The organism is Microbacterium sp. AC026, from assembly GCF_979258475.1.
Genome location: NZ_OZ409857.1, coordinates 2,068,066 through 2,093,944 on the forward strand (window position 1 = coordinate 2,068,066; position 25,879 = coordinate 2,093,944).

Consider the following 25,879-nt stretch of genomic DNA (forward strand, 5'->3'; position numbering starts at 1 on the left):
TTCCAACTCGCGAAGGTGACAGGCAATTACGAGACCGCCGTACTCGAAACGGAACGCTGAGTGAACGGCTGGTGTCGGAGGTGCCGCCTAGAGTGTGCGGATGACGTCGGATGCCCGCTCACGCCTCGAGATGCTGCGCGCCGAGGCGACGGCGCGGGTCGCATCGACGGCGGCGACCCTCGCCGAGCTGATGCACGATCGCGAAGGCTCGAACGACGACGACGAGCACGACCCCGAGGGCGTCACGCTCTCGTCCGAGTGGTCACGGCTGACCGGGCTCGCCGACGCGGCGGCATCCGAACTCCAGCAGGTCGACGACGCGATCGCACGACTGGATGCCGGCGCCTACGGCGTCTGCGCGCACTGCGGCAGGCCGATTCCCGAGGCGCGACTCGAGGTGCGCCCGTTCGCCACGCACTGCGTCGCCTGCGCGGAGAAGCTCGGCCTCTGATCGGCGCCCCGCAGAACTGGACGCCGCAGACCCTTACCCGCCGACGACCTCGGCGATCGCCCGACCGAGCTCGACCGTCGTGGCGGTGCCTCCGAGGTCGGGGGTGAAGGGCGCAGCATCCGCTCCCCTGCTGAGCACGTCTTCGATCGCACCGAGCACGGCGGCCCCGGCATCCGGATACCCGAGGTGCTCGAGCATCATCGCACCGCACCAGATCTGGCCGATCGGGTTCGCGATTCCCCGCCCGGCGATGTCGGGCGCCGAGCCATGCACGGGCTCGAAGAGGCTGGGGAACAGCCCCTCCGGGTTGATGTTGGCGCTCGGTGCGATGCCGATCGTGCCGGTGCATGCCGGTCCGAGGTCGGAGAGGATGTCGCCGAACAGGTTGCTCGCCACCACGACGTCGAACCAGTCGGGATGCAGCACGAAGTTCGCGGTGAGGATGTCGATGTGGAACTGGTCACGCCGCACATCGGGGTAGTCCGCGGCGACCGCGGCGACCCGTTCGTCCCAGTAGGGCATCGAGATCGAGATGCCGTTGCTCTTCGTCGCGGACGTGAGATGGCCGCCGCGCTTCTGCGCCAGGTCGAACGCATACCGCAGCACGCGGTCGACACCCGTGCGAGTCATCACCGTCTCCTGCAGCACGAACTCCCGCTCGGTGCCCTCGAACATGCGCCCGCCGATAGACGAGTACTCGCCCTCGGTGTTCTCGCGCACCACGTAGAAGTCGATGTCACCGGGCTCGCGGCCGGCGAGCGGAGAGACGACGCCGGGCATGAGACGGCACGGTCGCAGGTTCACGTACTGGTCGAACGCACGCCGGAACTGGATGAGGCTGCCCCAGAGGCTCACGTGATCGGGCACGACATCGGGCCAGCCGACGGCGCCGAAGTAGATCGCGTCGAACCCGCTGAGCGTCTCGAACCAGTCCTCCGGCAGCATCCGCCCGTGCTTCTGCCAGTAGGCGGCGCTCGCGAAGTCGAACTCCTCGAACTCGAGCGCGATGTCGAAGCGGGATGCCGCGGCACGCAGCACCCGCAGCCCCTCGGGCATCACCTCGGTGCCGATGCCGTCGCCGGCGATCACGGCGATGCGGTGCGTGGTGGTCATGGGATTCCTTCCGGGTACGGACAGAGGGGACGGAGGAGCGAACCTCAGAGCACGTCCCGCTCGGCGGGGTGGTGGCAGGCCACGCCGTGGGTGTCGCCGTGGTCGACGAGCAGGGGCACGACCTCGGCGCACACGTCGGTGGCCTTCCAGCAGCGGGTGCGGAAGCGGCATCCGGACGGCGGCGAGACCGGACTCGGCACGTCACCCGTCAGCACGATGCGCTCCCGCGCCCGCTCGGCTCGGGGGTCGGGCACGGGGATCGCCGACAGCAGCGCCTGGGTGTACGGATGCAGCGGCCGCTCGTAGAGCTCATCGACCGGTCCCTCTTCGACGAGCTTGCCGAGGTACATGACCCCGACGCGGTCGCTCAGGTGTCGCACCACCGACAGGTCGTGCGCGATGAAGAGGTAGGTGAGACCGAGGTCGCGCTGCAGATCGTCGAGCAGGTTGAGCACTCCGGCCTGCACGCTCACATCGAGGGCGCTGACCGGCTCGTCGAGCACGATGACCTCGGGCTCCACCGCGAGAGCGCGCGCGATGCCGAGCCGCTGGCGCTGACCGCCTGAGAACTCGTGCGGAAAGCGATCGGCGTGGGCCGGGTTCAGCCCCACCTGCGCCAGCAGCTCCTCGACCCGCTGCTCGTGCCGTCCACGGTGCAGCCCGTGGATCACGAGTGGTTCGGTGATCGTTGCCCGCACGGACTTGCGCGGGTTGAGCGATGCGTAGGGGTCCTGGAACACGAACTGCACCCGACGCCGCAGCGCCCGCAGCCGCCCGCCCTCGAGGCCGGTGATGTCGTCGCCGCCGAGCCGGATCGTGCCGCCGTCACTCGACTGCAATCGGGCGACGCTGCGCCCGAGCGACGACTTGCCGCACCCGGATTCGCCCACGAGGCCGAACGTCTGGCCGGCATCGATCGAAAGGCTCACATCCGACACGGCCTGCACGACGTCGCGCGTGCGTCCGAACAGCCCTCCGCCGACCTTGTACTCCTTCACGAGCCCCTCGACGGTCAGACCGGTGCCTCCTCGAACGACCTCGCTCACGACGCGATCACTCATGACACGACCTCCTTCTGCCATTCGTCGACCCGCACGCATGCGGCCGTATGCCCGGCGCCCACCTCGATCGGCGGTGGCACCACGGCATCGCAGAGCCCCTCGACCGCATGGGCGCAGCGCGGTGCGAAGCGGCATCCGCCGGGCCAGGCTGTCGCCACCGGCGGTTGCCCGGCGATCTGATAGAGCCGCTCGTCCCGAGACGAGCGGCGGTCGAGCCGAGGCAGCGAGGCGAGCAGCCCCGCCGTGTACGGATGCGCGGTCTCGTAGAACAGCGGGTCGACGTCGGCCGTCTCGACCAGCCCGCCCGCGTACATCACCAGCACCCGATCGGCGGTGCCGGCGACGACGCCGAGGTCGTGGGTGATGAGCAGCACGGTCGTGCCCGTGCGCCGCTGCACCTCGCGCAGCACCTCGAGCACCTGCGCCTGCACCGTGACGTCGAGGGCGGTGGTCGGCTCGTCGGCGATCAGCAGGTCGGGCTCGTTCGCGATGCTCATCGCGATCATCACACGCTGCCGCATGCCGCCCGAGAACTCGTGCGGAAAACGGTCGACCCGCAGTTCGGGCGAGGGGATGCCGACGACGTCGAGCAGCTCGACGGCCCGCGCCCTGCGCTCGGCCGCCGTCGACTCGGGCCGATGCACCCGCACCGCCTCGATCAGCTGCTCGCCCACCCGCATGACCGGATTCAGCGCGGTCAGAGCATCCTGGAACACGATCGCGATGTCCTTGCCGCGGATCTCACGCAGCTCGGCATCCGAGAGTCCGACGAGCTCACGCCCGCGGAGCTTGATCGATCCGGTGACGACGGCCTTCTTCGGCAGCAGCCCCATGATGGCCATCGCCGTCATCGATTTGCCCGATCCGGACTCGCCGACGATGCCGACCGTCTCTCCGGTGCGTAGAACGAACGAGACACCTTCGACGGCTCGAGCGAGGCCGGCATCCGTCGGGAAGCTGATCGCGACGTCGTCGACCTCGAGGAGGATCTCTGCGGTGCTCATAGATTCTTCCCCTGCGGGTCGAGGGCGTCACGGAGTCCGTCGCCGATGAAGTTGACGCACAGCACCGTGACGAGGATGAACAGGCCGGGGAAGTACAGCAGGTACACCTGGGGTGTGCCCACATAGCCCGCGGCCTGACTGAGCATCGAGCCCCAGCTGGTCTGGGGCGGCTGCACACCGAACCCGAGGAAGCTCAGGGTCGACTCGGCGATGATCGACGACGCGACGGCGAGGCTCATCGCCACGACGATCACGCCCGCGAGGTTCGGCAGGAGGTGCGAGACGACGATGCGGAATCCGGATGCTCCGATGCCGCGCGCCGCGTCGATGAAGTCCTTCTCCCGCAGCGACAGCACCTGGGCGCGCACGACGCGGGCGATGTACGTCCACCCGAGTGCCGTGAGCGCCAGGACGATCGTCGTCGGCGAGGGCCCGAGCCCCTGCAGGATCACCGCGAGCAGCGCGATGGCGGGGACGATGAGGAACAGGTCGGTGATGCGCATGATGAGCTCGCCGACCCAGCCGCCGACGTACCCGGCGATCGCCCCGAGGGCGGTGCCCACGACCGTCGCCAGGAGAGCGACGGCGAGGCCGATCGCGAGCGAGATCTGCCCCGCGAAGAGGATCTCGCTGAGGTAGTCGCGGCCCAGTTCGTCGGTGCCGAGCCAGTGCTCGCCCGACGGGGGCGTCGGGCCGAGCAGCAGATCCTGCTGGCCTTGCGGGTACGGGGCGATCCAGCCGGCGCCGAAGCACGCGATCAGCAGGATGGTCAGCACGACGAGACTCGTCACCGCGAGTCGGTGATGCAGGAACCCTCTGAGCAGCTGGCGGGTGGGCGCCTTCTGCGGATCCTGCTCGGCGAGGATCTCCTCACGTCCGGCGATGCCTGCACCGCTCATGACAGCCTCACTCTCGGGTCGAGCACCGCATAGGCGATGTCGGCGATCAGGTTGCAGACGACGACCGCGACGGCGACCACGACCATCCAGGGCAGCAGCACGTAGACGTCGCCGGCGACGAGCGACTGCAGGAACAGCCGCCCCATGCCCGGGATCGCGAAGATCTGCTCGGTGACGACGAGACCTCCGATGAGGATCGCGGCGTCGAGGGCGACGACGGTGACGAACGGCGCCATCGAGTTCCGCACCGCGTGCCGCCAGATCACCTGACGACGCGGCACCCCTTGGCTCTGGCCGTGCGCACGTAGTCACTCGACAGGGCGTCGAGCATCGCCGCCCGCCCGAAGCGGCTCCACGATGCGACGAGCGCGATCATGAGGGCGGCGACGGGCAGGATCAGGTGCCGGATGTAATCGATCACGCCGGTCTCGCCCGGCGAGTGCAGCCCGATGAAGAAGAGCGGCGGCTCGCTGAGCCCGAACGCCTCCTTGGGCCATACCGCGAACGTCTGGATGAGGATGAGTCCGAACCAGAACGCCGGCATCGCGATGCCGATGTACGAGGCGCCGGTGAGCAGGTTGTCACCGAGCGAGTACTGGCGGACGGCCGAGTAGACGCTGATGCCGCCGGCGATCAGCACCGCGATGATCAGCCCCCAGAAGGCGAGTTGCACTGTCGGCCACAGCGCATCGCCGATCAGCGGCAGGACCGGGGTTCCCGTGCGGGTGCTGAGGCCCCAGTCTCCGACGATCAGCGACCGCAGCCACAGGAGATACTGCTCGGGGATCGACCGATCGAGACCGAGCCTCTCCACCTCGCGGGCGATCACGGCCGGGTCATGCGCCTGGCGCAGCTTGGCGAGCGGATCGAACGTCGAGCGCACCGCCCAGAACAGGATGAACGAGGCGACGATGATCACCGGGATCGAGTACAGCACCCGTCGTGCGATGAAGGTGATCACGTCGCCCCGTTCCTGTCCTGCTCTGCCTGTCCGAGCCGGCTCAGCCGGCCAGGCCCCACTCGGCCAGGTTCCAGAACGGGCCCTCGACCGGGTTGATCTGCAGCGGGCCGCCGACCGTGTCGCTCCACAGGAGCACGTTGGGCACGGCGTCCAGCGGCAGTGACGGCACGTTCTCGGCGATCAGGGCGTCGGCCTCGTGGGAGGCGGCGATGCGCGCATCCGGGTCTACCTCGCTGTCGACCTGCGCGAGCAGGTCGTTGAGGCCCGGGATGTCGGTGCGGTAGAAGTTGATGCCGGAGAAGCCGTTCGCCTCGCTCGGGATGTTGACCGATGAGAACGTCGAGCTGAGAGTGGGATCCGGGAACGTGTCGACCAGAGCCCAGATACCGGCCTGGAAGTCGCCCTGCGGGGCGATCGTGCCGAACAGGTCCGCGGGCGTCACCTGGTCGATGGTCATCTCGAATCCGGCATCCGCGAGCTGCGACTGCAGCACCTGAACCGTGAGGTCGCGGCGCTTGTTGCCGGCGAGGGTCTTGATCGCGAACGTCGCCGTCTCACCGTCCTTCGCCCAGACGCCGTCGGAGTCCTTCGCCCAGCCGTCGCCCTCCATCAGCTCGTCGACCTTGTCGAGGTCGAGTGAGTACTGCGAGAAGTCGTCGGCCGCGAACGGTGCGACCATCGGCGAGTTGAAGCTCTGCTGGGCCTCGTCGATGCCGAGGCTGCCGAACAGGCGCTTCACGATGGCATCGCGGTCGATCGAGTAGGCGAGTGCCTGGCGCACGGCGACCGAGTCGAAGGGAGCGGCCGAGTTGTTGAGCCAGATCGCCTCGAGGTTGCCGCTGCGGGCATCGACCTGCGACTGGATGCCGGGCAGCCCTGCATCGATCTGGTTCAGCGCATCGAGCTGCGGCGAGGGGTAGAGCGCACTGACCTGGCCGCTCTTGAGCGCCTGGAACGCGGCGGTCGTGTCAGGGAGGAAGAGGAAGGTCACCTTGTCGAGGTGCGGCTTCTCACCCCAGTAGTTCTCGTTGGGGACGAGCGTCACAGAGGTGCCGCGCGTCCATTCGTCGATCTTCCACGGACCCCCGCTGAAGTCGTAGCCGTCGGCCATCAGCGCGTTGCGGTCCTGGCCCTCGAGCAGGTGCGCGGGCATGATGCCGTAGACGCTGAAGAGGGTGCGCCATCCGGCGTAGGGCGAGCTGAGGGTGACGACCGCGGTGGACGGGTCGGTCGCGTCGACCGAGGCGATGCGGTCGTAGCCGGTCTTGTCGAAGATGTCGTCGCCGTCGCGGATCTGCAGCGCCGTGTACTCGAAGTCGGCCGACGTGATCGGCTCCCCGTCCGACCAGACCGCGTCGGGATTGATCGAGTAGGTGATCGTCTGGGTGCCGTCGTCCGCGACCTCGACCTCGGGCTCGGCGGTCACCAGGTCAGACGGCACCGGCACCCATTCGTCGTCGACCTGCCGCGTCTGGAAGACACCGGGCAGCGTCGGGATCTGCATGATGTACGTGCCCCAGATCGACCCGCCGCAGGTGGCGATCCAGTCGGCGCAGTCGGGCTCCTGCTCGGCGCCGATCACGATCTCGCCGCCGTCGACGACCGCGACCTCACTGGGCTCCGGCGTGGTGCCCGACGACGAGCAGGCGGTGAGCGAGCCGATGAGCGCGGCGACGGCGAGAGCGGCGACGAAGCCGCGACGGGAGGCGGGTGCAACAGAGCGAAGGGGCGATTTCGACATGGTCGGATCTCCTGTGATCGGGCTACTGAGGGACACTTCGGGCGTGCTGTCGTGCTGTGGTGGTCTGACTCTAGGACTGCCCAGAACAGATAGCAAGCCTTTTAGTCAATGTTCGTGACTAGAGGTGAGATCAGTGATCCCAGCGCCCTCCCGAGAGCGTCCGCAGAGCGAGCTGGTGCATGCGCCGCTGGTCGACCCCGGCCGCTTCGAGACCGGTCGGCTCGTGCCCGCCCTCGAAGATGTCGAGCACGACGTCGCCGCCCTGCGCGCCCAGTTCGTCGACGTAGCGCTGCACCCCGATGATGGGCGTTCGGGTGTCGATGGATCCCTGGTTGATCCAGACGGATGCCGTCACGTCATCGAGGTAGGAGATCGCCGAGAAGCGCTCGACCATCTCGGGCGGCACCCATGAGCTCCACACCGATCGCACCGCCGGATTCATCGCCGCGATCGCGGCCGTCCAGTCGGCGACGGCGACGTGCGCGAGCCCGCCGGCGAAGAGGTCGGGCAGACGACCGACGCTCAGGAGCGTCATGTGACCGCCGTACGAGGCGCCGGTGATGAAGGTCGAGACCGGGTCGGCGAGCCCCTGCTCGCGCAGCCATGCGATCGCCGCCGCGACATCCTCGATCTCGCGGTCGCCTCCGGCTCCCCAGAATCCCTCGCGGAACGCCCGACCGAAGGTGACGGAACCGCGGTAGTTGAGCGAGGCGTACGCGAAGCCGGCATCGAGCCACGCCTGCGCAGACGGGTTGTACGAATCGACCGTCACGAGCATCGGTCCGCCGTGGATCTCGAGCACCGTGCCGCGCGGCTCGGCACCCTCGGGTCGCGCCCACCAGAGCTGCACGCGGGTGCCGTCTGCGCTCTCGACCATCGCCGAGGCGAGCGGATGCCCCGCCGGAGCGGGCGCGGGTTCGATCAGACGCGCGGTGCCATCGGCGGAGACCTCGTCGATGTGCAGTGGCACGTCCCATGACGACCGGACGGCCCGGATCGCGCCGTCGGGTGCGTAGTACGACGCCCACTGGAACGGATGCAGGTCGGCGACGTCGGGGTCGGCGAAGCTGCCTCCCTCGAGGACCGTCCTCACCAACCCGTCGCTCTCATGGATCTCGATCAGGCGATGGATGCCGTCCTCGACGTGCACCGCGAGGATCCTGCCGGTCGGCGAGTGCCAGTCGACCGGGATGACCTCGCCCGCGAGTTCAGGGAGGTCGAAGTCCTGGCGCTCGCCCGTGCGGACGTTCCAGATCGCCGATCGCGAGAAGCCGCTGCGCTCGGTGTTCAGAAGCAGTCGGTCATCACCCGCATCCGCGGCGAAGCGCACTCCGCGCACGGGGCCCGCCGGGAGGTCGTCGAGCGTCGCCACCGTCTCGCCGGTCGCGCCGTCGACGACCGTGAGCATCGGGCGCCGGATGCCGGGGTTGTGCGCCGTCGTATCGACCGAGACGAGCGATCCGTCCGGCGAGATCTGCCCGTACCAGGCCTCGATCGGGTTCGAGTAGACGACCCGTGGTTCGCCCCAGGGTGCTGCGGGGATCACGAGCACGTGGAATCCGTCTTCGTCGACCACCGTCACGACGAGGTGCGAGCCGTCGCACGACGACTCGAGCCCTCTGACCACGTAGGGCGCACAGCCGGGGGTGAGGGCGACGCGCTCGGAGCCGTCGACGGCGAAGGCGACGAGACCGCCGACCTCAGACCCCCCATCGTCGTCGAGGTCGATCACCCACTGGCCGTCGGCGGTGAGGATCGCTCCGACGCTCACGGGGAAGGGCAGCAGGTCGCCGGGTGCCGACGGCGCCCGCCAGACACGGCCGCGCGCACCGTCGGGGTGGTTCTCGACGAGCAGCGCCAGGTCTGTGTCGCCGGGCACCGGCCGCGCCGTGAGGAGGTAGGGCACGGCGAATCGTGCGTCGAGCACCTCATCGGACGGAATTGCGGGGACCTCGAGCATCCTGACTCCTTCTGACCACGTTGCCAATGGCGTTGACTATAACAGTGGCTATCGGGCACCGCCAGGGTTGTCGCATTGTCGATGCCACTGACAGACTGGCTGACAGCGGTGCGGTACCGTGATGTCTGCGCGGTCGACAGGGCCGCGGACTGCGAACGGAGTTCTCGATGGCGACGACACGGAAGGCCGCTGATTCAGCGAAGGCGAAGGCCCCAGCGAAGACAGCCGCCCGGCCGCGGCGAGCGCGGGACTCGCTGAGCCGGGAGATCATCGTCGCCGCCGCGGATCGCGTGGTCGAGCGCGAAGGCCTCGACCGACTCACCTTCCAGTCGATCGGCGAGGAGCTCGGCGCGCACCCGACGTCGATCTATCGGCACTTCCGCGACAAGGACGAACTGCTCCTCGCCTTGATCGACACCCTGCGTGCCCGCTCGTACAGCGGAGGCATGGTGGCGACCGACGACTGGCTCGCCGACCTCCGCACCCAGGCGCACCTGATCCACGACCACTACATGCGCTATCCCGAGTTCGCTCTGCAGATGGCGCTGCGCCGCCCGACCGACTTCGCGTCGATGGAGTTCTCGATCGGCGCTCTGCGCCGCGGCGGCTACGACCGCGAGCAGTCCGCCCTCTACGCGCGGGCGCTCGGCCAGCTCATCCGCTCGGCATCCAGCATCCAGGCCGCCCTCACCGCACTGCCGGCCGACGTGCAGGATGCCGATGAACTGACCTGGCAGATGGACTACCGCCGGCTCGACCCCGCCGAGTACCCCGAGATCGTCTGGGCCGGCGACGCTCTGCCCGGCATCCGGGATCCTCGCGCCTGGGAGACCGCGCTCGACCTGCTGCTCGAGAGCATCGAGCGGCACGCACCAGGAGCCTGACTCAGCGCCGTTCTCGCGGCGGTCCCGCGGTGCAAGGAGTGGGCTCGCGCGTGGCGAGTCGTGGGCTCGCGCGATGCGAAGGAGATCTCACGCAACGACGGAGCTCCTTGCTCTGATCTGACCTTCAGATCGGGAGATCTCCTTCTGAACGCGCGGGTGACCGTGCGGATGCGGAAGCCGCCGCCCGGGAGGAGGACTCGTCCTCCGGAGGAGCATCCGGGCGGAACCCTCCTCCCGAAGCGCAGTTCTCCTCCCGAAGCGGCGACGTGACCCAGAACGGATGCTGCGTCAGCCCTCGCGCGCACCGACCAGGTCGTCGAGCATGCCGGCCAGCAGGTCGACCCGTTCGAGCATCGACGAGATCGACACCCATTCGTGGTCGGCGTGCGCCCCGCCGCCCCGGGGACCGAGTCCGTCGAGGGTGCGGGCGCCGACGGCCGCGGTGAAGTTGCCGTCCGACGCACCCCCGGCCGAGACCGCCTCGACCTCGGGGTGGCCGAGGGCATCCGCGACGCGGCGAGCGCAGGCGAGCAGTTCCGCCGACACGCTCTCCTCCATCGGCGGACGATTGATGCCGCCGAACACCTCGACGCCGACGTCCTCGGTGTGGGCGCCGAGCGACTGCATCCGCTCGTCGACGCGTTCGAGCTCATCGAGGGTCCACGCGCGCACATCGACGCGCAGTTCGGCGTGCTCGGGGATGACGTTCGTGACGGTTCCCGCCTGCGCGACGGTCGGACTCACGGTGGTTCCCCGCTCGTCGTCGGCCAGCAGCGGCAGCGCGAGCACCTGGTGGGCGAGCTCGACGAGGGCGCTGCGGCCCTTCCACGGTTCGAGTCCGGCGTGCGCCGCACGACCGGTGATCGCCAGCCGGTAGATGCTGCCGCCCCGGCGAGCGATCTTCAGCGCGCCGTCGAGGCTGGGCTCGAGCACCAGCACCGTGCCGGCCCGCGCCGCCTCGCGTTCGATCAGCGCACGCGAGGTGGTCGAGCCGACCTCCTCGTCGCTCGTGAGCAGCACGGCGATCTCGCCGCGGCGCGCGACCTTCTCGAGCGCCGCCGCCATGATCACGATGCCCGCCTTCATGTCGAAGACGCCGGGTCCCGTGGCGCGGTCGCCATCGAGGCGGAACGGACGCTCGTCGATCGTGCCCGCCGGGAACACCGTGTCGAGGTGTCCGATCAGCAGCACCGAGGGCGTCTCGCCACCGGGCCACAGCAGATGCGGGATGCCGTCGACCGTCTCGATCACCCCCGTCTCGCCCAGCACCGGGTCGAGCCACGAGCGCACGAGGTTCTGCGCGGCGGCGAGGCCGTCGGCATCCCCCGTCGGAGTCTCGATCATGACGAGCTCGGCGAGACGCTCGGTCTCGCGGTCGCGGGCGGTCACGAGGCCATCTCCACGCCGGCGAGGAAGCGTCGGAGCGCCGCCGTCGTGGCCGTCGGCGCTTCTTCGGCGAGGTAGTGGTCGGCCTCGATCGGTTCTCCCTGACCTGCTCGGCATAGTGCGACCACGTCTCGACCACGTCGAAGTTGCGGCCGACATAGCTGTGCGCACCCCAGAGCGCGAGCACCGGGCAGGTGATGCGTCGCCCGTCCGCCCGATCGGCACGGTCGTGGTCGAGGTCGACCGTGGCGGCGGCGCGATAGTCGGCTCCGCTCGCGAAGACGGTGTCGAGGTCGAAGCAGCGCAGGTACTCGTCGAACGCCTCGGGCAGCGCATCGCCGTCATGCCGCCGGCCGGTGAAGCGGCTGCGCAGCCAGGTCTCGCGCTCCGCGGCGATCAGGGCCTCGGGCAGACCGTCCGAGCGGGCGAGGAAGAACCAGTGGAAGTATGCCGTCGCCATCTCTCGGTCGACGTTCTCGAACATGTGCAGCGTGGGGACGATGTCGAGCACGGCCAAGGAGGTGACGGCATCCGGATGATCGAGGGCCAGTCGGTGTCCGACGCGCGCTCCCCTGTCGTGCCCGACAACCGCGAACCGCTCGTGACCGAGCTCGCGCATGAGGGCGAGCTGGTCGTGGGCCATGTCGCGCTTGGCGTACGAGGCACCGCGCGGCTTGGCCGAGTCCCCATAGCCGCGCAGGTCAGCCGCGACGACGGTGTGATCGTCGGCGAGCGCGCCGGCGACGGCATCCCACATCACCTTCGTCTCGGGGTACCCGTGCAGCAGCAGGACGGCCGGGCCGGTGCCGCGGATGTCGGCGGCGATCCGGATGCCGTCGCAGTCCACCGCGACGGATGTCGGCGTGCGGGAATGGGTCATCTTCGTCCAACTCTCGGAACTCACTGCACAAGTCAATTGCATTGACTATAGCAATGACCAAGAATTTGGGAAGAGATGTTCGCCGCCGATACCCACACCGCCACACAGCCCGAGAAGTAGGCTGAGGGCATCATGGACGAGTTCATCCAGGGCTTCTGGAACTTCGCGGGGCACTACTGGTGGCTCGTCTTCCCCATCATGGGCATGGCCGGCGGCGCCGCGAAGGCGTGGGAGCGCAACTCGAAGCGTCGCCACGAACGTCGCATCGAGACCCTGCGACTGAAGGCCGAGATCAAGACGGCTCAGCTCGAAGCCCGCACCGGAAGGGCGAGGCAGGCGGGACCGGCGTTCGTCGACACTCGTGCTTCCGTCGCACCGAACACCCTGCTCGAGCGGCTCTTCTCCGAGCACGACGAGATCACCGCGCGGTGGCTCGACTACGAGCTCGACGTCGCGAAGCTCATCGCCTTCCCCGCCATGAGCGACGGACGCCAGCCTCTGGTCGCGGCGTTCCTGCGGGCCAAGAGGACGGCGGATGCGCTGCGCCCGCTCTCCGCTGACGCAGCCGTGACGGAGCAGCAGGTGTCGGAGTACCTCGACGCCGTCGGCGCGTACGCCGTCGCATTCGAGATCGCCGAGAAGGATGCCCGGCGGCTGCGCGACTCGACCTTCACCGAACCCGAGCGCAAGCGCCTCGACCGCGCGCAGCAGCTGCTCAAGGTCGCCGTCGACGAGTCAGCCACCCAGGCCGAGCGCAACGTCGCCTACCGACGAGTGCGCGACGAGCTCGAGGGCCTGATCCTGCTGAGCGACGAGGCCGTGCAGGTGCTCGAGAAGCAGGTCGCACGCGAGCTCCCCGCACATCCGTCGACCCCGGCCGAGAGCGCGAGCACCGCGGCATCGACGACACCCGCCCGCGCCGGGGCCGTCTCGGATCCGGAGCCCGAGAAGATCCGGCTGCCGTCGCCGACGACGGCTCCCGACTCCCCGGCCCGGACTGACGCGTCTGCACCCCTGCGCGCGAACACGAACGACGATGGCGAGAATCCCCGATGATCACGAGATTCGAAGAGCTCGACTGGCAGGAGACCCCGATCGGCGAGCTGACGCTGCGTCGCCGCACCGAACCCGCTGTCGGCCAGGAGATCTACGAGGTCAAGCTCGGTGACGAATACCTGATGTCGAGCCTGTTCACGGTTGCGGAGGAGGAGCTCTCGAATCTCGGCCTGGCCGCTGTCGCCGGCGATGACCTCTCTGTGCTGGTCGGCGGCCTGGGTCTCGGATACACGGCGGTCGCGGCGCTGCGCGACGACCGGGTGGCGTCGCTCACCGCGGTAGACCGGCTCGACGCGGTGATCGGATGGCACCGACGGAAGCTGCTGCCCGTGTCGGCGGAACTCGTCGACGACCCGCGCACGAGCCTGGTCGAGGACGACTTCTTCGCCGTGGTCCGCGCAGCGCCCCGGAGGACCACCGCGGCTACTCCGCGATCCTGCTCGATGTCGACCACTCGCCGCGCCACCAGCTCGACCCCACGCACGCCGACCTCTATACCGCGGCCGGCCTGCGCGCACTCGACCGGCACCTCGCCTCCGGTGGCGTCTTCGCACTGTGGTCGGATGATCCGCCCGACGATGCCTTCATGGACGAGATGCGTGCCGTGTTCGACGACGCCGTCGCCCACGTGGTCGACTTCGCGAACGCGGTCACCGGGGGGACGTCGTCCAACACCGTGTACGTCGGGCGCAGCCGCGGCGCGGCGGAGCCGACGTCGTGACCCCGAAGACGGTGGTCCTCACCGGCGCATCCGACGGGATCGGTGCGGCATCGGCACGCCAGCTCGCGGCATCCGGCCACCGACTCATCGTCGTCGGACGATCGGTCGAGAAGACACGCGCTGTCGCCGCGGACACCGGGGCCGAGTGGTTCACCGCCGACTTCGCGCGACTCGACGACGTGCGCGAACTCGCGACGAAGATCGCGGATGCCGTGGGCGACGGCGGCATCGACGCGCTCGCGAACAACGCCGGCGGCATCTTCGGCGATCAGACCCCGACGGTCGACGGCTTCGAGAAGACGCTGCAGGTCAATCACCTGGCGCCGTTCCTGCTGACGAACCTGCTGCTGCCGCAGCTGCGCACCGGTCGCGCGGCGATCATCAACACCTCGAGCGTCGCGCACCGGCTGTTCGCCAAGCTCGACATCGACGACCTCGACAACCGCAAGGACTTCAGCGCGAACCGCGCCTACGGCGATGCGAAGCTCGCGAACGTGCTGTTCACGAAGAGCCTGCACACGAAGTTCCACGGCGAGGGACTCAGCTCGGTCGCCTTCCACCCCGGCACCGTGCAGACCAACTTCGCCTCGGACTCGAACACGCTCATGCGGTTCGTCTACCGCACCCCGCTCAAGCGCCTGCTGCTCATCAGCAGCGAGAAGGGCGGCAGCACGCTCAGCTGGTTCGTCGAAGGCACCCCGGATGACACCTGGATCTCGGGCGAGTATTACGACGAGCGCGTTCTGACCCGGCGGGTGAACCCGATGATCGAGGATGCCGCACTGGCCGAGGCCCTGTGGCAGAAGAGCGCCGAACTCGTCGGGATCGACGCCGCCTGACCGCATCCTGATCGCCGGCCGTTCGCCCCGCTGTGTTGCGACCGGAACCACGAGCGGACGCAGCCGGACCGGTGGATCGACCCCCAGCAGGCAGGAGTATGCTGGCACACCGGGTCACATGACCCCTTCAGAGCGCGAGAGGCGGTGATGGCGATGTCCGGTGATAGTTGCGACGCCGCCTTCGTTGCGTCGCGTCTGACGGCATCCGTGCGTTGAGCTCCGGCTCCGCACCTGCACGTCCTGCTCCGCAGCCGTCGGCGGCGTCTTCCGCCCCCTGACGAATACTGCGCACGCCCCTCTGACCCGGCGTGCGCCTGCGAGAACGGAGCCAGCCATGGCCCTCATCGACAACGGCGTGTACGTCCACGGACGTCGCGTGGAGACCCCGAAGAACCTCGACGAGACCTACCGGTCGCTCGATGCCCACGGCGGCATCGCCTGGATCGGCCTCTACCGCCCGAGCCCTCAGGAGGTCGCCTCGGTCGCGCGCGAGTTCGACCTGCATCCGCTCGCCGTCGAGGATGCCCTCTCGGGTCACCAGCGGTCGAAGGTCGAGCGCTACGGTGACACGCTCTTCGCCGTGCTGCGCCCCGCCCGTTATCGCGACGAGCAGGAGTCGATCGAGTTCGGCGAGCTGCACCTGTTCGTCGGCCCCGACTTCGTGGTGACCATCCGGCACGCCGAGTCGCCCGACCTCGTGGGCGTGCGTCGTCGCATGGAGGCGCACCCCGACCTGCTCGCGATGGGCCCCGAGGCCGTGTTCTACGCGATCCTCGACGAGGTCGTCGACGGCTATGAGCCCATCGTCACGGGCCTGCTGAACGACATCGACGAGATCGAGGACCAGCTCTTCGGCGACAGCGACGACGACGCCCTCTCGCGGCGCATCTACGAGCTCTCGCGCGAGGTCATCAACTTCCAGCGCGCGGTGCACCCCCTCGCCGGGATGCTGGAATGGTTGCGCCGCGGATCCGAGAAGTACCGCATCGATGAAGAGCTGCAGCGCTCACTCCGCGACGTGCTCGACCACGTCATCCGCGTGAACGAGCGGGTCGACTCGTTCCGCGCGATCCTCGAGAACGCCCTCACGGTGCAGTCGGCTCTCGTCGCACGCCGGCAGTCGGATGCGAGCCTCGCCCAGAACGACGAGATCAAGAAGATCTCGTCGTGGGCGGCGATCATCTTCGCGCCCACCCTCGTCGGCACGGTCTACGGCATGAACTTCGACGTCATGCCCGAGCTGCACTGGGCGCACGGCTATCCGATGGCGATCGGCGCGATGGCCGCCTTCGCGGTCGCCCTCTACGGGGTGTTCAAGTACAAGAAGTGGCTGTGACCCCCGGCGGGCTCAGCGGTCGTCGCCGCTGAGCCTGTCGAGCAGCTCGTCGAGATCGTCGAACTCCAGGACCTCGACGTCAGCGGCATCCCGGTCGCGCACCTCGATGTTCGCGACTTCGAGGTCGTCGTCGAGCTGCACCAGGATCCGCGAGTCCGGGAACTGCTTCGGCGCATCGAAGGCGATCAGCACGGCATCGGCGAACACCACCACCGAGGTGGCTTCGAGGTCGTCGCGCAGGTCGACCTGCTCGATCACCGGCTCGTCGTCGACGGCCTCGTCGATGTCGTCGGCGACCTCGTCGATCACCGCCCGCCACCGGGTCTCGGACACCGACAGGATGCGGGTGATCGCCGCGATCAGCGCGTCGTCGTCGAGGGTCTCCTCGTCGTCCTCCAGCTCGGGGTCGACGTTGACGGTGACGACCGCGCCGGCGGCATCGATGGTGGCCCGCCCGTAGACGAGACCGTTCTCGGCGACCGGATCATCGAGCAGTCCGCTGTCGACGATGCGGGCGAGGAGAGTGTCGAGCAGTGGGGAGGACATGGCACCAGTCTTCCACTCTCGCCGCCGCTAGGCTCTAGGGCGTGCCGAATGCTGACTCCGCTGCCTCCGCCGCATCCGACCTCCGCCGCATCGCGGCCTCCCTCGCGGGAGCCGAGCCGCTGAACTGGGTCATCACCGGAGACTCCATCACGCACGGCCTGCTGCACACGCAGGGCGGGCGCAGCTACTCCGAACATCTGCACGAGCTGATCCGCGGCGAGCTCGGGCGTGTGCGCGACATCGTGATCAACACCGCGATCAGCGGCAACCGGATCATCGACATCCTCGACGACTGGGACCGCCGCGTCGCGTCATGGCGACCCGATCTCGTGACGCTGATGATCGGCACGAACGATGCCTCCGACGGCGGGCCCCGTGTCGTCATCGGAGCCGACGACTACGCCAGCTCACTGCGCGAGTTCGTCGCGCGGGTCAGGGCGCTGGGGGCCATCCCCGTGCTGCAGACCCCGCCGACCATCGACACGGCGAACGCGCCCGAACGCGCCCGGATCGCGGAGTTCGCGGATGCCGTGCGCACCGTCGCGGCATCCGAGGACGTGATCCTCGTCGACCAGCACGCGCGCTTCACCGAGCTGGGCAACGGCGGTGTTCCGTGGGGGCTGATGGGCGACCCGTTCCATCCGAACGCCGCCGGTCACGCCGCGCTGGCTCTCGAACTCGCGAACGCCCTCGACATCTGCCCGCAGCCCGACGCCGATCGCACCCTGCCGCTGCTCGAGGCGCAGGTCGCGATGGCGCGCCTGAACGGCTGATCGCGGCGGTCGCCCCGCCCGGGTGAGATCACCCCCCGCAGCGCCCCGAACCCCAATACGCTGAGCGCATTCGCAGACGACAGCGGGGGTGGCGACGTGTCTCATGTGGTGGCGACGGGCGCAGGCAAGGCCATGATGGAGCGGCGGAACGATCCGACGCACGACTACATCCTCGGGCTCACCCGCAAGGAGAGACCTCGAGTGCTGTTCGTCGGCACGGCGACGGGCGATGACGCGGCATACATCGTGAGCTTCTACGCGACGTACGACTCGGACCGCTGCGCACCGCATCATCTGCCCCTCTTCCACCGATCGGTCGACGACCTCGCCGGTTTCGTGAAGGGGTTCGACGTCATCCATGTCGGCGGCGGCAACACCGCGAACATGCTCGACGTCTGGAAACGCCAGGGCCTCGACGAGATCATGCGCGAGATGTGGGAGGACCCGAACTCGAACGTCGTGTTCACCGGAGGCAGCGCCGGCGGCATCTGCTGGTTCGAGGGCGGCACGACCGACAGCTACGGTCCGACCCTGCAGGTGCTGCCCGAGGGGCTCGGATTCCTGCACGGCAGCTTCTGTCCGCACTACGACGCCGAGGATCAGCGGCGACCGCTCTTCCACGCGTCGCTGCTCAGCGGTGAGCTCGCGACCGGATACGCGGTCGGCAACCTGCAGTCGCTGCACTTCGAGAACTCCGACTTCGTCACGGCGATCAGCCCGGTCGAGAACCCGCTCGCGCTGCGCGTCGAGGCGATCGGCGGCAGGATCGTCGAGACCGAGCTCACGACCGAGATCCTCACGGCATCCGCCCCGATCACGAAGGGGCCGTCGACGTGAACGACAACGTGTGGATCCTGATCGCCCAACTGATCGTCGTCATCCTCGCGATCTACATGGGCACCCGCACCAGCGGGATCGGCCTGGGCGTGTGGGGACTCGTCGGCGTCGCCGTGCTCATCTTCGTGTTCAGAGAGGCTCCCGGCAACGCCCCGGTGGATGCCGTCTTCATCGTGATCACGGTGATCACGGCCGCATCCACCATGCAGGCGGCCGGCGGCATCGACTGGATGGTGTCTATCGCCGCCAAGGTGATCAGACGCAAGCCGAAGTCCGTGGTCTTCCTCGCCCCGGCGATGTCGTTCCTCTTCACCGTCGGCGCCGGCACGGGCAACATCTTCTACCCGCTGCTGCCCGTGATCTACGACGTGTCGTACCAGCAGAAGATCCGCCCCGAACGAGCGCTCTCCGTCTCGGCGGTCGCGTCGCAGGTCGGCATCCTCTGCTCCCCCGTCTCGGCGGCGACCGCGTCGATGGTGGTGCTCCTCGCGCCGCAGGGAGTCGATCTCGGCGGACTGCTGCTGATCATGTGGCCCGCGTCGATCGCCGGGCTCTTCGTCGCCGCGCTCGTCATGATGCGCCACGGCAAGGACCTCGAAGACGACCCCGAGTTCCAGCGGCGCCTCGAGAGCCACCAGATCCAGCCACCCACGGTCGACGCGCACGACAGCAGGCTTCCGCGCACCGCAGTGCTGTCTGCCACGCTCTTCCTGATCGGCGTCGGCGTCATCGTGCTCTTCGGGCTCTTCGAGGGGCTGCGCCCCGTGATCGGCACCGACGACGCCGGCGACCCGGTGCGTCTGAGCGTGACCGTGATCATCGAGGTCGTGATGGGTGTCATCGCCGCTCTCATCTTCGTGTTCTGCAAGGTCAAGGCCGCGGATGTGCCGAAGCAGCCGACGTTCCCCGCCGGCATCGTCGGCGCGATCGCCCTGTTCGGCATCGCGTGGCTCGCCAACACCTTCGTCGCCGCCAACCAGACGCTGATCGTCGACGGCCTCGGCTCGGTGGTGTCGGGATCGTCGGCGTTCCTCGGAGCACTGCTGTTCGCCCTCGCGCTGTTCGCTGTCGCGATGCTGACCACGAGCCAATCGAGCGCGACCAACGCGATCGTCCCGATCGGCATCACCATCGGGCTGCCCGCACCGCTGCTCGTCGGGCTGTGGCCGTCGACCATGGGCATCTACACGCTGCCGGCCAACGGCAGTCAGGTCGCCACCGTCGCATTCGACCAGACCGGCACGACGAAGATGGGCAGGTTCGTCTTCGACCACTCGTTCCAGCTGCCCAACCTCGTCTACATCGGCGTCGCGATCGTCGTCGGCGTGACCCTGTCGTTCCTGTTCTCGTGACGTGAGCGCGCGCTGACATGCCGGACGTGCTCGACCGCTCGGCCCTGCGCCAGTTCCTTCTGGGAGTGGCGCAGGGCATGAACGCCTCGGCCGAGTCGGTCGACCGCATCCGCGACACGATGACAGAGGTCGTCGAGGCCTATGGCGGCGACGACACCGACTTCGTCGTGCTGCCGACCATCATCCTGGTGGAGACCGGCGACGACGAGGAGTCGCGAGTCGCGATCCGGTCGGCGACCAATGCCTCGTTCCGCTTCGACCAGATCGCGGCACTGTACGAGCTGATCGCGCAGGCGCGCACCGCCTCGGTGTCGCCGCTCGACGGCATCCGTCGCCTGAACGAGATCGGGGCGATGCGTCCACGGCTGGGCTGGGTCACCCGCACGTTCGGGCATGCCGTGCTGACGACCGGCTTGGCGCTGCTGCTCGCCCCCACCTGGCAGGGCGCGATCGTCGCCTTCGTACTGGGTGCGGGCATCGGGCTGCTCAAGCTCGTGCGCTCGCCCACCCTGCAGCTCGTGATGCCGATCGCCGCGGCGTTCGTGTGCGCCGCCGCGGTGTTCCTGCTCGCGGAGGTCATCGAGATCGGCGATCCGATCCGGCTGCTCATCGCCCCGCTGGTCACCTTCCTGCCCGGAGGCGTGCTGACGACCGCGACCGTCGAGCTCGCGGCGGGGCAGATGATCTCGGGCGCCTCGCGTCTGATCTACGGCTTCGTGCAGCTCGCCCTGCTGGCATTCGGCATCCTGGCGGCAGGCACCGTCGTGGGTGTCGAATCGCGCTCCTACGAGCCGCTCGAGGCGGCATCCTTCCTACCGTGGTGGGTCGCGCTGATCGGCATCCTGGTGTTCGCGCTCGGCAACTATCTGCACTTCTCGGCCCCCACCTCGACATTCGGGTGGGTGCTGCTGGCGCTCGTCGTGGCGTACATCGGACAGTGGGTCGGCACCGCGCTGCTCGGCGCGACCCTGGGCGGATTCGTCGGGGCCGTGGCGATGGCACTCGTGGTGTTCTGGATCGCCTCGCTGCGCCGCGGCGTCCCGGCGCAGATCACGTTCCTTCCCGCGTTCTGGCTGCTCGTCCCGGGCGCTGCGGGACTCGTCGGACTCACCGAGGCCGTCGCCACCGACAGCGGCCTCGCCGACTTCATGGCGGCGCTGCTGTCGATCATGTCGATCGCGCTCGGAGTGCTCATCGGCACCGCGCTGTATCGGGTGGTGCACCACGGGGCCGAGGAGATCGTGCAGTTCGCCGTCGCTCCGCCCACGGTGGTGTCCGAGGCGCCGCGGCGGTTCCTCGACCGGCTGCTGCCCTGGCGGCGCGCTCGCGACTGAGCCGCGCTCGCGCTCAGCCCGCCCGCGGATCGCTCAGCCACCCGGGCGGCAGCAGCCCGCGCAGCACGAAGCGCGACCGTCAACGCGGCCACCGGGAGGCTTCCGAGAAAGTTCAGTATTCGGTGTTGCTAAGTACCGGTACTCAGTGTTACTTTGTACCGGTACCCAGCAACACTGAGTACCGAACCAACGAAAGGAGGCTCTCATGGGCAAGCAGATGACCGAGATGCTCAAGGGCACACTCGAGGGCATCGTCCTGGCACTCCTCGCCGAGCAGCCGGCTTACGGCTACGAGATCACCAGCCGCGTGCGCGACCACGGATTCACCGACATCGCCGAGGGCACGATCTACGCACTGCTGGTGCGCGTCGAGCAGAAGAAGCTCGTCGACGTCGAGAAGGTGCCGAGCGAGAAGGGACCGCCCCGCAAGGTGTACTCCCTGAACGCCGCAGGCACGCAGGAGCTCGAGGAGTTCTGGAAGACGTGGAGCTTTCTCTCCGAGCACATCGAACAGCTGAACACGAACAGCACGAACACGAACAACAAGGAGAACTGACATGGCCGCCAAGTGGATCGAAGCGCTCACCGGATCGCTCGAGCAGAAGAAGCAGTACCGCGATGCGAAGAAGCGCATCGACGCCCTCCCCGAGCCGTATCGCACGGTCGCCAACGCCCAGCACCGCTACACGATGTACTACGGGGGCATCACCGACGGCGACATCCTCGTGCAGATCTTCCTCGACCTCGCCGATCTGTGGGAGCGCGCCGCCATAGACGGCACCCCGATCGACGACATCGTCGGCGACGACCCCGTCTCGTTCGCCGAGACCTACGCCGAGGCGTACGGCGGAACCCACTGGATCGACAAGGAGCGCGCCCGCCTCGTCACGGCGGTCGACGACGCGAAGAAGAAGGAGTCACGATCATGAACGCACCAGCGATCGCCGTTCGCGGCATCGAGAAGTCCTACAAGGACCTCCACGTGCTGCGAGGCGTCGACTTCGAGGTCGAGAAAGGGACGATCTTCGCCCTCCTCGGCTCGAACGGCGCCGGCAAGACGACGATGGTCCGCATCCTCTCGACGCTGCTGAAGTCGGATGCCGGCGCAGCCACCGTGCAGGGGATCGACGTGGCCGCCGACCCGCTCGGCGTGCGTCAGCGCATCAGCCTCACCGGGCAATTCGCCGCAGTGGACGAGATCCTCACCGGACGCGAGAACCTCGTGCTCGTCGCCCAGCTGCGCCACCTGCACGACCCCGGAACGGTGGCCGACGAACTGCTCGCGACGTTCCGGCTGACGGATGCCGGGGGCCGCAAGGTCGGCACCTACTCCGGCGGTATGCGCCGCCGACTCGACATCGCGATGAGCCTCGTCGGGAATCCCGAGGTGATCTACCTCGACGAGCCGACCACCGGTCTCGACCCCGAGGCCCGCATCGAGGTGTGGGACGTGGTGAAGAAGCTCGCGAACACCGGCACCACCGTGCTGCTCACCACGCAGTACCTCGATGAGGCCGAGCAGCTGGCCGACCGCATCGCGATCCTGCACGAGGGTCGGATCATCGCCAACGGCACCCTCGCCGACCTCAAGCGGCTGCTGCCCGCGGCGAAGGTCGAGTACGTCGAGAAGCAGCCCACCCTCGAGGAGATCTTCCTCACTCTCATCGGACCGAAGTCGGGTTCGACCACCGGAAAGGAGAACGCAGCATGAGCACGCACTTCGCCGCCGATACGGCGACACTCACCGGCCGCTCGATGCGGCACATCTTCCGCAGCCCCGACACGATCATCACGACGGCGGTCACCCCGATCGCCCTGATGCTGCTGTTCGTCTACGTCTTCGGCGGGGCTCTGCAGACGAGCACCGGGGTCGACAATTACGTGAACTATCTGCTTCCGGGCATCCTGCTGATCGCGATCGCGTCCGGCATCGCCTACACGGCGTTCCGGCTCTTCACCGACATGCAGAGCGGCATCTTCGAGCGCTTCCACTCCATGCCGATCGCCCGATCGAGCGTGCTGTGGGCGCACGTGCTCACATCACTCACCGCGAACGCCATCACCCTGGCGATCATCTTCGCGGTCGGGTTCGTGATGGGATTCCGCACCGGGGCGAGTGTCTGGGCCTGGCTCGCCGTCATCGGCATCCTGATGCTGTTCACCCTGGCGCTCACGTGGCTCGCGATCATCGCGGGGCTCAACGCCAAGACGGTCGACGGGGCGAGCGCGTTCTCGTATCCGCTGATCTTCCTGCCGTTCATCAGCTCGGCCTTCGTGCCGACCGACACGATGCCGGGTCCGGTGCAGTGGTTCGCCGAGAACCAGCCGGTCACCTCGATCGTCGACACCATCCAGGCGCTGTTCGCCGAGCAGCCGGTCGGCACCGACATCTGGGTCGCTCTCGCCTGGTGCGTCGGCATCCTGGTCGTCGCCTACGTGTTCGCGATCATCTCGTACCGCAAGAAGGTCAGTTGAACGTCTGCAGTGAGACGGAACGCTCCGTCCGGGCCCCGCGCCCGGCCGGAGCGTTTCGCCGCGCTCGGCGTCGGCCTCATGCGGGAGGAGATCTGCGATTCGGAGGGTGAATCTCGGCAATGTGCCCTCCCGATCGCAGATCTCCTCCGGAACGCCGAAGGGAAGGAGAGACGGAAGGCCGGACGGAGGATGCCGGGGATCAGCGCCGCGGCCGATCATCGACCTTGACCAGCGTCCGCCCGCGGAGGGTGAACACCGCGCCGTCCTCATCGACGTTGAGATGGGGTCCGCTGTACCAGCCGCCGTTGATGCCCGGCACGACCGTCGTCACCTCGAAGGTGCGAGGGTCGATGCGGAACAGGTTCGTGTCCGAGATGCCGTAGACCACGCCGCGGGCCGCCTTCATCGCCGCGAATCCGGGCACGAGGGCCGCGAGGTCTCCGGTGTGGACGATCGCCCGCCGCGGTCGATCGATCACCACCAGTGCACCCTTGATCGAGAGCGCAAAAAGGTACCGCCCGTGAGCGGCGAGCGCGGCGATGCCGTGAGGCGCGCCCGTCTCAACCCGCCAGAGCTCACGGTGCGCCAGCGGGTCCCACGCGACGATCGTCCCGCGTGGCCCCGTCTTCTGCGCGTTGTCGCCGCCGAGGTACGCGACACCGTCGACCGCGACGACCGCGCGCACCAGCTGCATGTCGTCGATCGGATTGATCGCATGCGTGCTCGCTCCCGTCCGGGGGTCGAACGTCCATAGCGAGCCACCGCCCTCGGTATCCGCCTGGGCGGCGACGAGGAGCAGCCGATTACGGTCGTCCCAGTGGGTGTCGAGGGGGCGATTCTGGGCTGACGGGAACGCCGCGACACGGTGGATCGACTCCCCGGTCCGCGGGTCGTAGGCCCAGATCCCCTGGGCGTTGTACTGCCCCGTGTAGAGCACGCCACCGATGACCTCGGCATCCTTCGCCTCTCCCGGCGCTCGCAGATTCACCGCGCCGCCTCGGCGCAGATCGTGCCGCGCGATGCCCCCGTTGCCTCCCACGTAGGCGAACCCGGCACCGACGGCGATTCCCATGCAGGTCTGCGCGCTCACCGGGGCGCCCGCCTCGCCCAGGTCGTACTCGGCGCGCACACCGCCGTCGAGCTCGAGAGCGGCGACGAAACCGTAGCCCGAGACGACGACGAGCCCATCGTCGTGCACGTCGAGTCCCCAGATCTCGCCCAGGTCGACGGGCACCGGAAGCTGATGCACCGCATCCTCGCCCGGCGTCCACCGCAGCACCCCCGCGTCGTTCGCGCAGTAGACGTCGTCGCCCACGACGGCGAAGTTCTTCGCCGTCGTCCCGATCGCCGTCACCGCGCGGTACGAGGTGTGATCGGCGAGGGAGATCTCCGCGATCTTCGTGGGCTCCACCGCGCCCGCCGTCGACGCCAGCAGCCGGTCCCCGGCGATCGTGAGCTCGCGGATGCTGGGGTCGTTCACCATCTCCGTCGGCGTGATGTCCGTGAAGGTCGCCGCCCTGCGGTCGAAGGCGTAGAGCGCTGCCCTGCTCGTTCCGGAACCTCCCCGAGCGTGCTTCCGGCCCCGAAGAACACCGTCTGATCGGTCGCCGCGACGGCGCGCGCGAGCGTCGCCTTGGCGTCGGGCACGCCGAGGTTCGTGATCGCTCCCGTCGACGGGTCGTACTGCCACAGCGCCGGAGCACCTGTGCCACCGCCGCCGACTGCGAACAGGGTGCCGTCCGGCGCGACGGCGAGATCGCGCACGTCGCGGTCGCCGATACGGCCGATCGCCACAGCGGGAGCGGCGAGATCGGTCAGATCCCAGCGATAGAGGTTGTTCGCGCTGGGGGCTTTCTGCAGGATGCCGGCATAGAGCAGCTTTCGCGCCGGATCCACCGTCAGCGCCTGAATACTGTGCCCGGTCGCGAGCGTCGTCGAGTGAGTCACAGCGGCGGAGGCGACGTCGAAGGCCAGTATCCCGGTCGGCTCGAGGTTGCGGGATCCGATGTAGCAGATGCCGTCGAGCAGCACCCCGCTCATCAGGGAGTACTGCATGATGCCCGGCCCGATCTCGGTGATCGTGGTGCCTGCGCGCCCCGTCGGGAAGAGAGTCGGGGAGGCCTGCGCAGACTGCGCGGAGCCGACGCCTGCGGCCGCGGCGAGCAGCCCTCCGGCCCCGGCGAGCAGGACTGTGCGGCGGGTCAGCTTCAGGGGTTCGGACATGGGGACTCCTTGCGTTCGTCGTCGAATGTCGGGGAGGAGGCGCGCGC

At 68.5% G+C, this 25,879-nt stretch carries 25 protein-coding genes and 2 pseudogenes; 14 read left to right on the top strand and 13 right to left on the bottom strand.

The window, feature by feature from the left end; genetic code table 11:
- The first annotated feature begins 100 nt into the window (after positions 1–100).
- Positions 101–451: a TraR/DksA family transcriptional regulator gene (locus ACZZ93_RS10235; protein WP_187249062.1), complete on the top strand. Its 351-nt coding sequence runs from the start codon at positions 101–103 to the stop codon at positions 449–451.
- A 33-nt stretch (positions 452–484) separates the two neighbouring features.
- Here ACZZ93_RS10235 and ACZZ93_RS10240 read toward each other — a convergent pair whose 3' ends face one another.
- The 7 genes and pseudogenes from ACZZ93_RS10240 to ACZZ93_RS10270 form a co-directional block, all read right to left on the bottom strand.
- Complete coding sequence (locus ACZZ93_RS10240; protein WP_187249063.1) at positions 485–1,564, bottom strand: tartrate dehydrogenase; 1,080 nt, start codon at positions 1,562–1,564, stop codon at positions 485–487.
- 44 nt (positions 1,565–1,608) lie between these two features.
- Positions 1,609–2,625 (bottom strand): ABC transporter ATP-binding protein, encoded by a 1,017-nt coding sequence (locus ACZZ93_RS10245; protein ID WP_463511032.1) that lies wholly within the window; start codon positions 2,623–2,625, stop codon positions 1,609–1,611.
- Positions 2,622–3,629, bottom strand: a complete 1,008-nt coding sequence (locus tag ACZZ93_RS10250) for an ABC transporter ATP-binding protein (protein ID WP_187249065.1) — start codon at positions 3,627–3,629, stop codon at positions 2,622–2,624. The genes ACZZ93_RS10245 and ACZZ93_RS10250 overlap by 4 nt, the downstream gene beginning before the upstream one ends.
- Entirely contained in the window at positions 3,626–4,528 is a 903-nt protein-coding gene (locus tag ACZZ93_RS10255) for an ABC transporter permease (RefSeq protein WP_295102746.1), read from the bottom strand. Before ACZZ93_RS10255 ends, ACZZ93_RS10250 begins: the two co-directional genes overlap by 4 nt.
- Positions 4,525–5,489, bottom strand: a pseudogene (locus ACZZ93_RS10260) (ABC transporter permease). The gene ACZZ93_RS10255 and the pseudogene ACZZ93_RS10260 overlap by 4 nt, the downstream one beginning before the upstream one ends.
- Positions 5,490–5,529: 40 nt before the next feature.
- A complete protein-coding gene (locus ACZZ93_RS10265) occupies positions 5,530–7,230 on the bottom strand; it encodes an ABC transporter substrate-binding protein (protein WP_187249068.1) in 1,701 nt (566 codons plus the stop codon).
- A gap of 130 nt (positions 7,231–7,360) precedes the next feature.
- On the bottom strand, positions 7,361–9,190 hold the full coding sequence (locus tag ACZZ93_RS10270; protein ID WP_463511033.1) for a S9 family peptidase: 1,830 nt from the start codon (positions 9,188–9,190) through the stop codon (positions 7,361–7,363).
- A 167-nt stretch (positions 9,191–9,357) separates the two neighbouring features.
- Here ACZZ93_RS10270 and ACZZ93_RS10275 point away from each other — a divergent pair, with 167 nt between their 5' ends.
- On the top strand, positions 9,358–10,074 hold the full coding sequence (locus ACZZ93_RS10275) for a TetR/AcrR family transcriptional regulator (RefSeq protein ID WP_187249070.1): 717 nt from the start codon (positions 9,358–9,360) through the stop codon (positions 10,072–10,074).
- Positions 10,075–10,362: 288 nt separating this feature from the next.
- Here ACZZ93_RS10275 and ACZZ93_RS10280 read toward each other — a convergent pair whose 3' ends face one another.
- The 3 genes and pseudogenes from ACZZ93_RS10280 to ACZZ93_RS10290 all read right to left on the bottom strand — a co-directional run.
- The gene (locus tag ACZZ93_RS10280; RefSeq protein ID WP_463511034.1) at positions 10,363–11,463 is read right to left on the bottom strand and encodes a M20 family metallopeptidase; all 1,101 of its coding nucleotides are present in this window, start codon (positions 11,461–11,463) and stop codon (positions 10,363–10,365) included.
- Complete coding sequence (locus ACZZ93_RS10285; protein ID WP_463511035.1) at positions 11,460–11,588, bottom strand: hypothetical protein; 129 nt, start codon at positions 11,586–11,588, stop codon at positions 11,460–11,462. The genes ACZZ93_RS10280 and ACZZ93_RS10285 overlap by 4 nt, the downstream gene beginning before the upstream one ends.
- Before the next feature lie 53 nt (positions 11,589–11,641).
- Positions 11,642–12,382: pseudogene (locus tag ACZZ93_RS10290) on the bottom strand (alpha/beta fold hydrolase); the annotation flags it as partial.
- A gap of 90 nt (positions 12,383–12,472) precedes the next feature.
- Between ACZZ93_RS10290 and ACZZ93_RS10295 the strand changes: the two are divergent.
- From ACZZ93_RS10295 to ACZZ93_RS10310, 4 genes are all read left to right on the top strand, one after another.
- Positions 12,473–13,396, top strand: a complete 924-nt coding sequence (locus ACZZ93_RS10295; protein WP_463511036.1) for a hypothetical protein — start codon at positions 12,473–12,475, stop codon at positions 13,394–13,396.
- Positions 13,397–13,700: 304 nt separating this feature from the next.
- Complete coding sequence (locus ACZZ93_RS10300) at positions 13,701–14,117, top strand: hypothetical protein (RefSeq protein WP_463511037.1); 417 nt, start codon at positions 13,701–13,703, stop codon at positions 14,115–14,117.
- Positions 14,114–14,956: an SDR family NAD(P)-dependent oxidoreductase gene (locus tag ACZZ93_RS10305; RefSeq protein WP_463511038.1), complete on the top strand. Its 843-nt coding sequence runs from the start codon at positions 14,114–14,116 to the stop codon at positions 14,954–14,956. The genes ACZZ93_RS10300 and ACZZ93_RS10305 overlap by 4 nt, the downstream gene beginning before the upstream one ends.
- A 334-nt stretch (positions 14,957–15,290) precedes the next feature.
- Positions 15,291–16,292: a magnesium and cobalt transport protein CorA gene (locus ACZZ93_RS10310; RefSeq protein WP_053098377.1), complete on the top strand. Its 1,002-nt coding sequence runs from the start codon at positions 15,291–15,293 to the stop codon at positions 16,290–16,292.
- Between the two features lie 12 nt (positions 16,293–16,304).
- On the opposite strand, the gene ACZZ93_RS10315 is transcribed toward ACZZ93_RS10310, so the two are convergent.
- The gene (locus ACZZ93_RS10315; RefSeq protein WP_053098376.1) at positions 16,305–16,838 is read right to left on the bottom strand and encodes a hypothetical protein; all 534 of its coding nucleotides are present in this window, start codon (positions 16,836–16,838) and stop codon (positions 16,305–16,307) included.
- A gap of 41 nt (positions 16,839–16,879) precedes the next feature.
- Here ACZZ93_RS10315 and ACZZ93_RS10320 point away from each other — a divergent pair, with 41 nt between their 5' ends.
- From ACZZ93_RS10320 to ACZZ93_RS10355, 8 genes are all read left to right on the top strand, one after another.
- Positions 16,880–17,611 (top strand): SGNH/GDSL hydrolase family protein, encoded by a 732-nt coding sequence (locus tag ACZZ93_RS10320; protein WP_187249075.1) that lies wholly within the window; start codon positions 16,880–16,882, stop codon positions 17,609–17,611.
- A gap of 96 nt (positions 17,612–17,707) precedes the next feature.
- Positions 17,708–18,448: a Type 1 glutamine amidotransferase-like domain-containing protein gene (locus tag ACZZ93_RS10325; protein ID WP_463511039.1), complete on the top strand. Its 741-nt coding sequence runs from the start codon at positions 17,708–17,710 to the stop codon at positions 18,446–18,448.
- The gene (locus tag ACZZ93_RS10330; RefSeq protein WP_463511040.1) at positions 18,445–19,800 is read left to right on the top strand and encodes an anaerobic C4-dicarboxylate transporter family protein; all 1,356 of its coding nucleotides are present in this window, start codon (positions 18,445–18,447) and stop codon (positions 19,798–19,800) included. Before ACZZ93_RS10325 ends, ACZZ93_RS10330 begins: the two co-directional genes overlap by 4 nt.
- Before the next feature lie 17 nt (positions 19,801–19,817).
- Positions 19,818–21,134: a threonine/serine exporter family protein gene (locus ACZZ93_RS10335; protein WP_072590469.1), complete on the top strand. Its 1,317-nt coding sequence runs from the start codon at positions 19,818–19,820 to the stop codon at positions 21,132–21,134.
- 205 nt (positions 21,135–21,339) lie between these two features.
- Positions 21,340–21,690, top strand: coding sequence for a PadR family transcriptional regulator (locus tag ACZZ93_RS10340; protein WP_285363640.1), 351 nt, complete (start codon positions 21,340–21,342; stop codon positions 21,688–21,690).
- Position 21,691: 1 nt separating this feature from the next.
- Positions 21,692–22,063 carry a DUF1048 domain-containing protein gene (locus ACZZ93_RS10345; RefSeq protein ID WP_053098372.1) on the top strand — a complete coding sequence of 124 codons (372 nt, stop codon included), beginning with the start codon at positions 21,692–21,694 and terminating at the stop codon, positions 22,061–22,063.
- Complete coding sequence (locus ACZZ93_RS10350; RefSeq protein ID WP_285363639.1) at positions 22,060–22,845, top strand: ABC transporter ATP-binding protein; 786 nt, start codon at positions 22,060–22,062, stop codon at positions 22,843–22,845. The genes ACZZ93_RS10345 and ACZZ93_RS10350 overlap by 4 nt, the downstream gene beginning before the upstream one ends.
- Complete coding sequence (locus tag ACZZ93_RS10355) at positions 22,842–23,609, top strand: ABC transporter permease (protein ID WP_053098370.1); 768 nt, start codon at positions 22,842–22,844, stop codon at positions 23,607–23,609. The genes ACZZ93_RS10350 and ACZZ93_RS10355 overlap by 4 nt, the downstream gene beginning before the upstream one ends.
- Positions 23,610–23,808: 199 nt before the next feature.
- Here ACZZ93_RS10355 and ACZZ93_RS10360 read toward each other — a convergent pair whose 3' ends face one another.
- Together ACZZ93_RS10360 and ACZZ93_RS10365 are read right to left on the bottom strand one after the other, a co-directional pair.
- Complete coding sequence (locus ACZZ93_RS10360) at positions 23,809–25,092, bottom strand: outer membrane protein assembly factor BamB family protein (protein WP_463511041.1); 1,284 nt, start codon at positions 25,090–25,092, stop codon at positions 23,809–23,811.
- Complete coding sequence (locus ACZZ93_RS10365) at positions 25,086–25,832, bottom strand: hypothetical protein (RefSeq protein WP_463511042.1); 747 nt, start codon at positions 25,830–25,832, stop codon at positions 25,086–25,088. The genes ACZZ93_RS10360 and ACZZ93_RS10365 overlap by 7 nt, the downstream gene beginning before the upstream one ends.
- Positions 25,833–25,879: the final 47 nt, after the last annotated feature.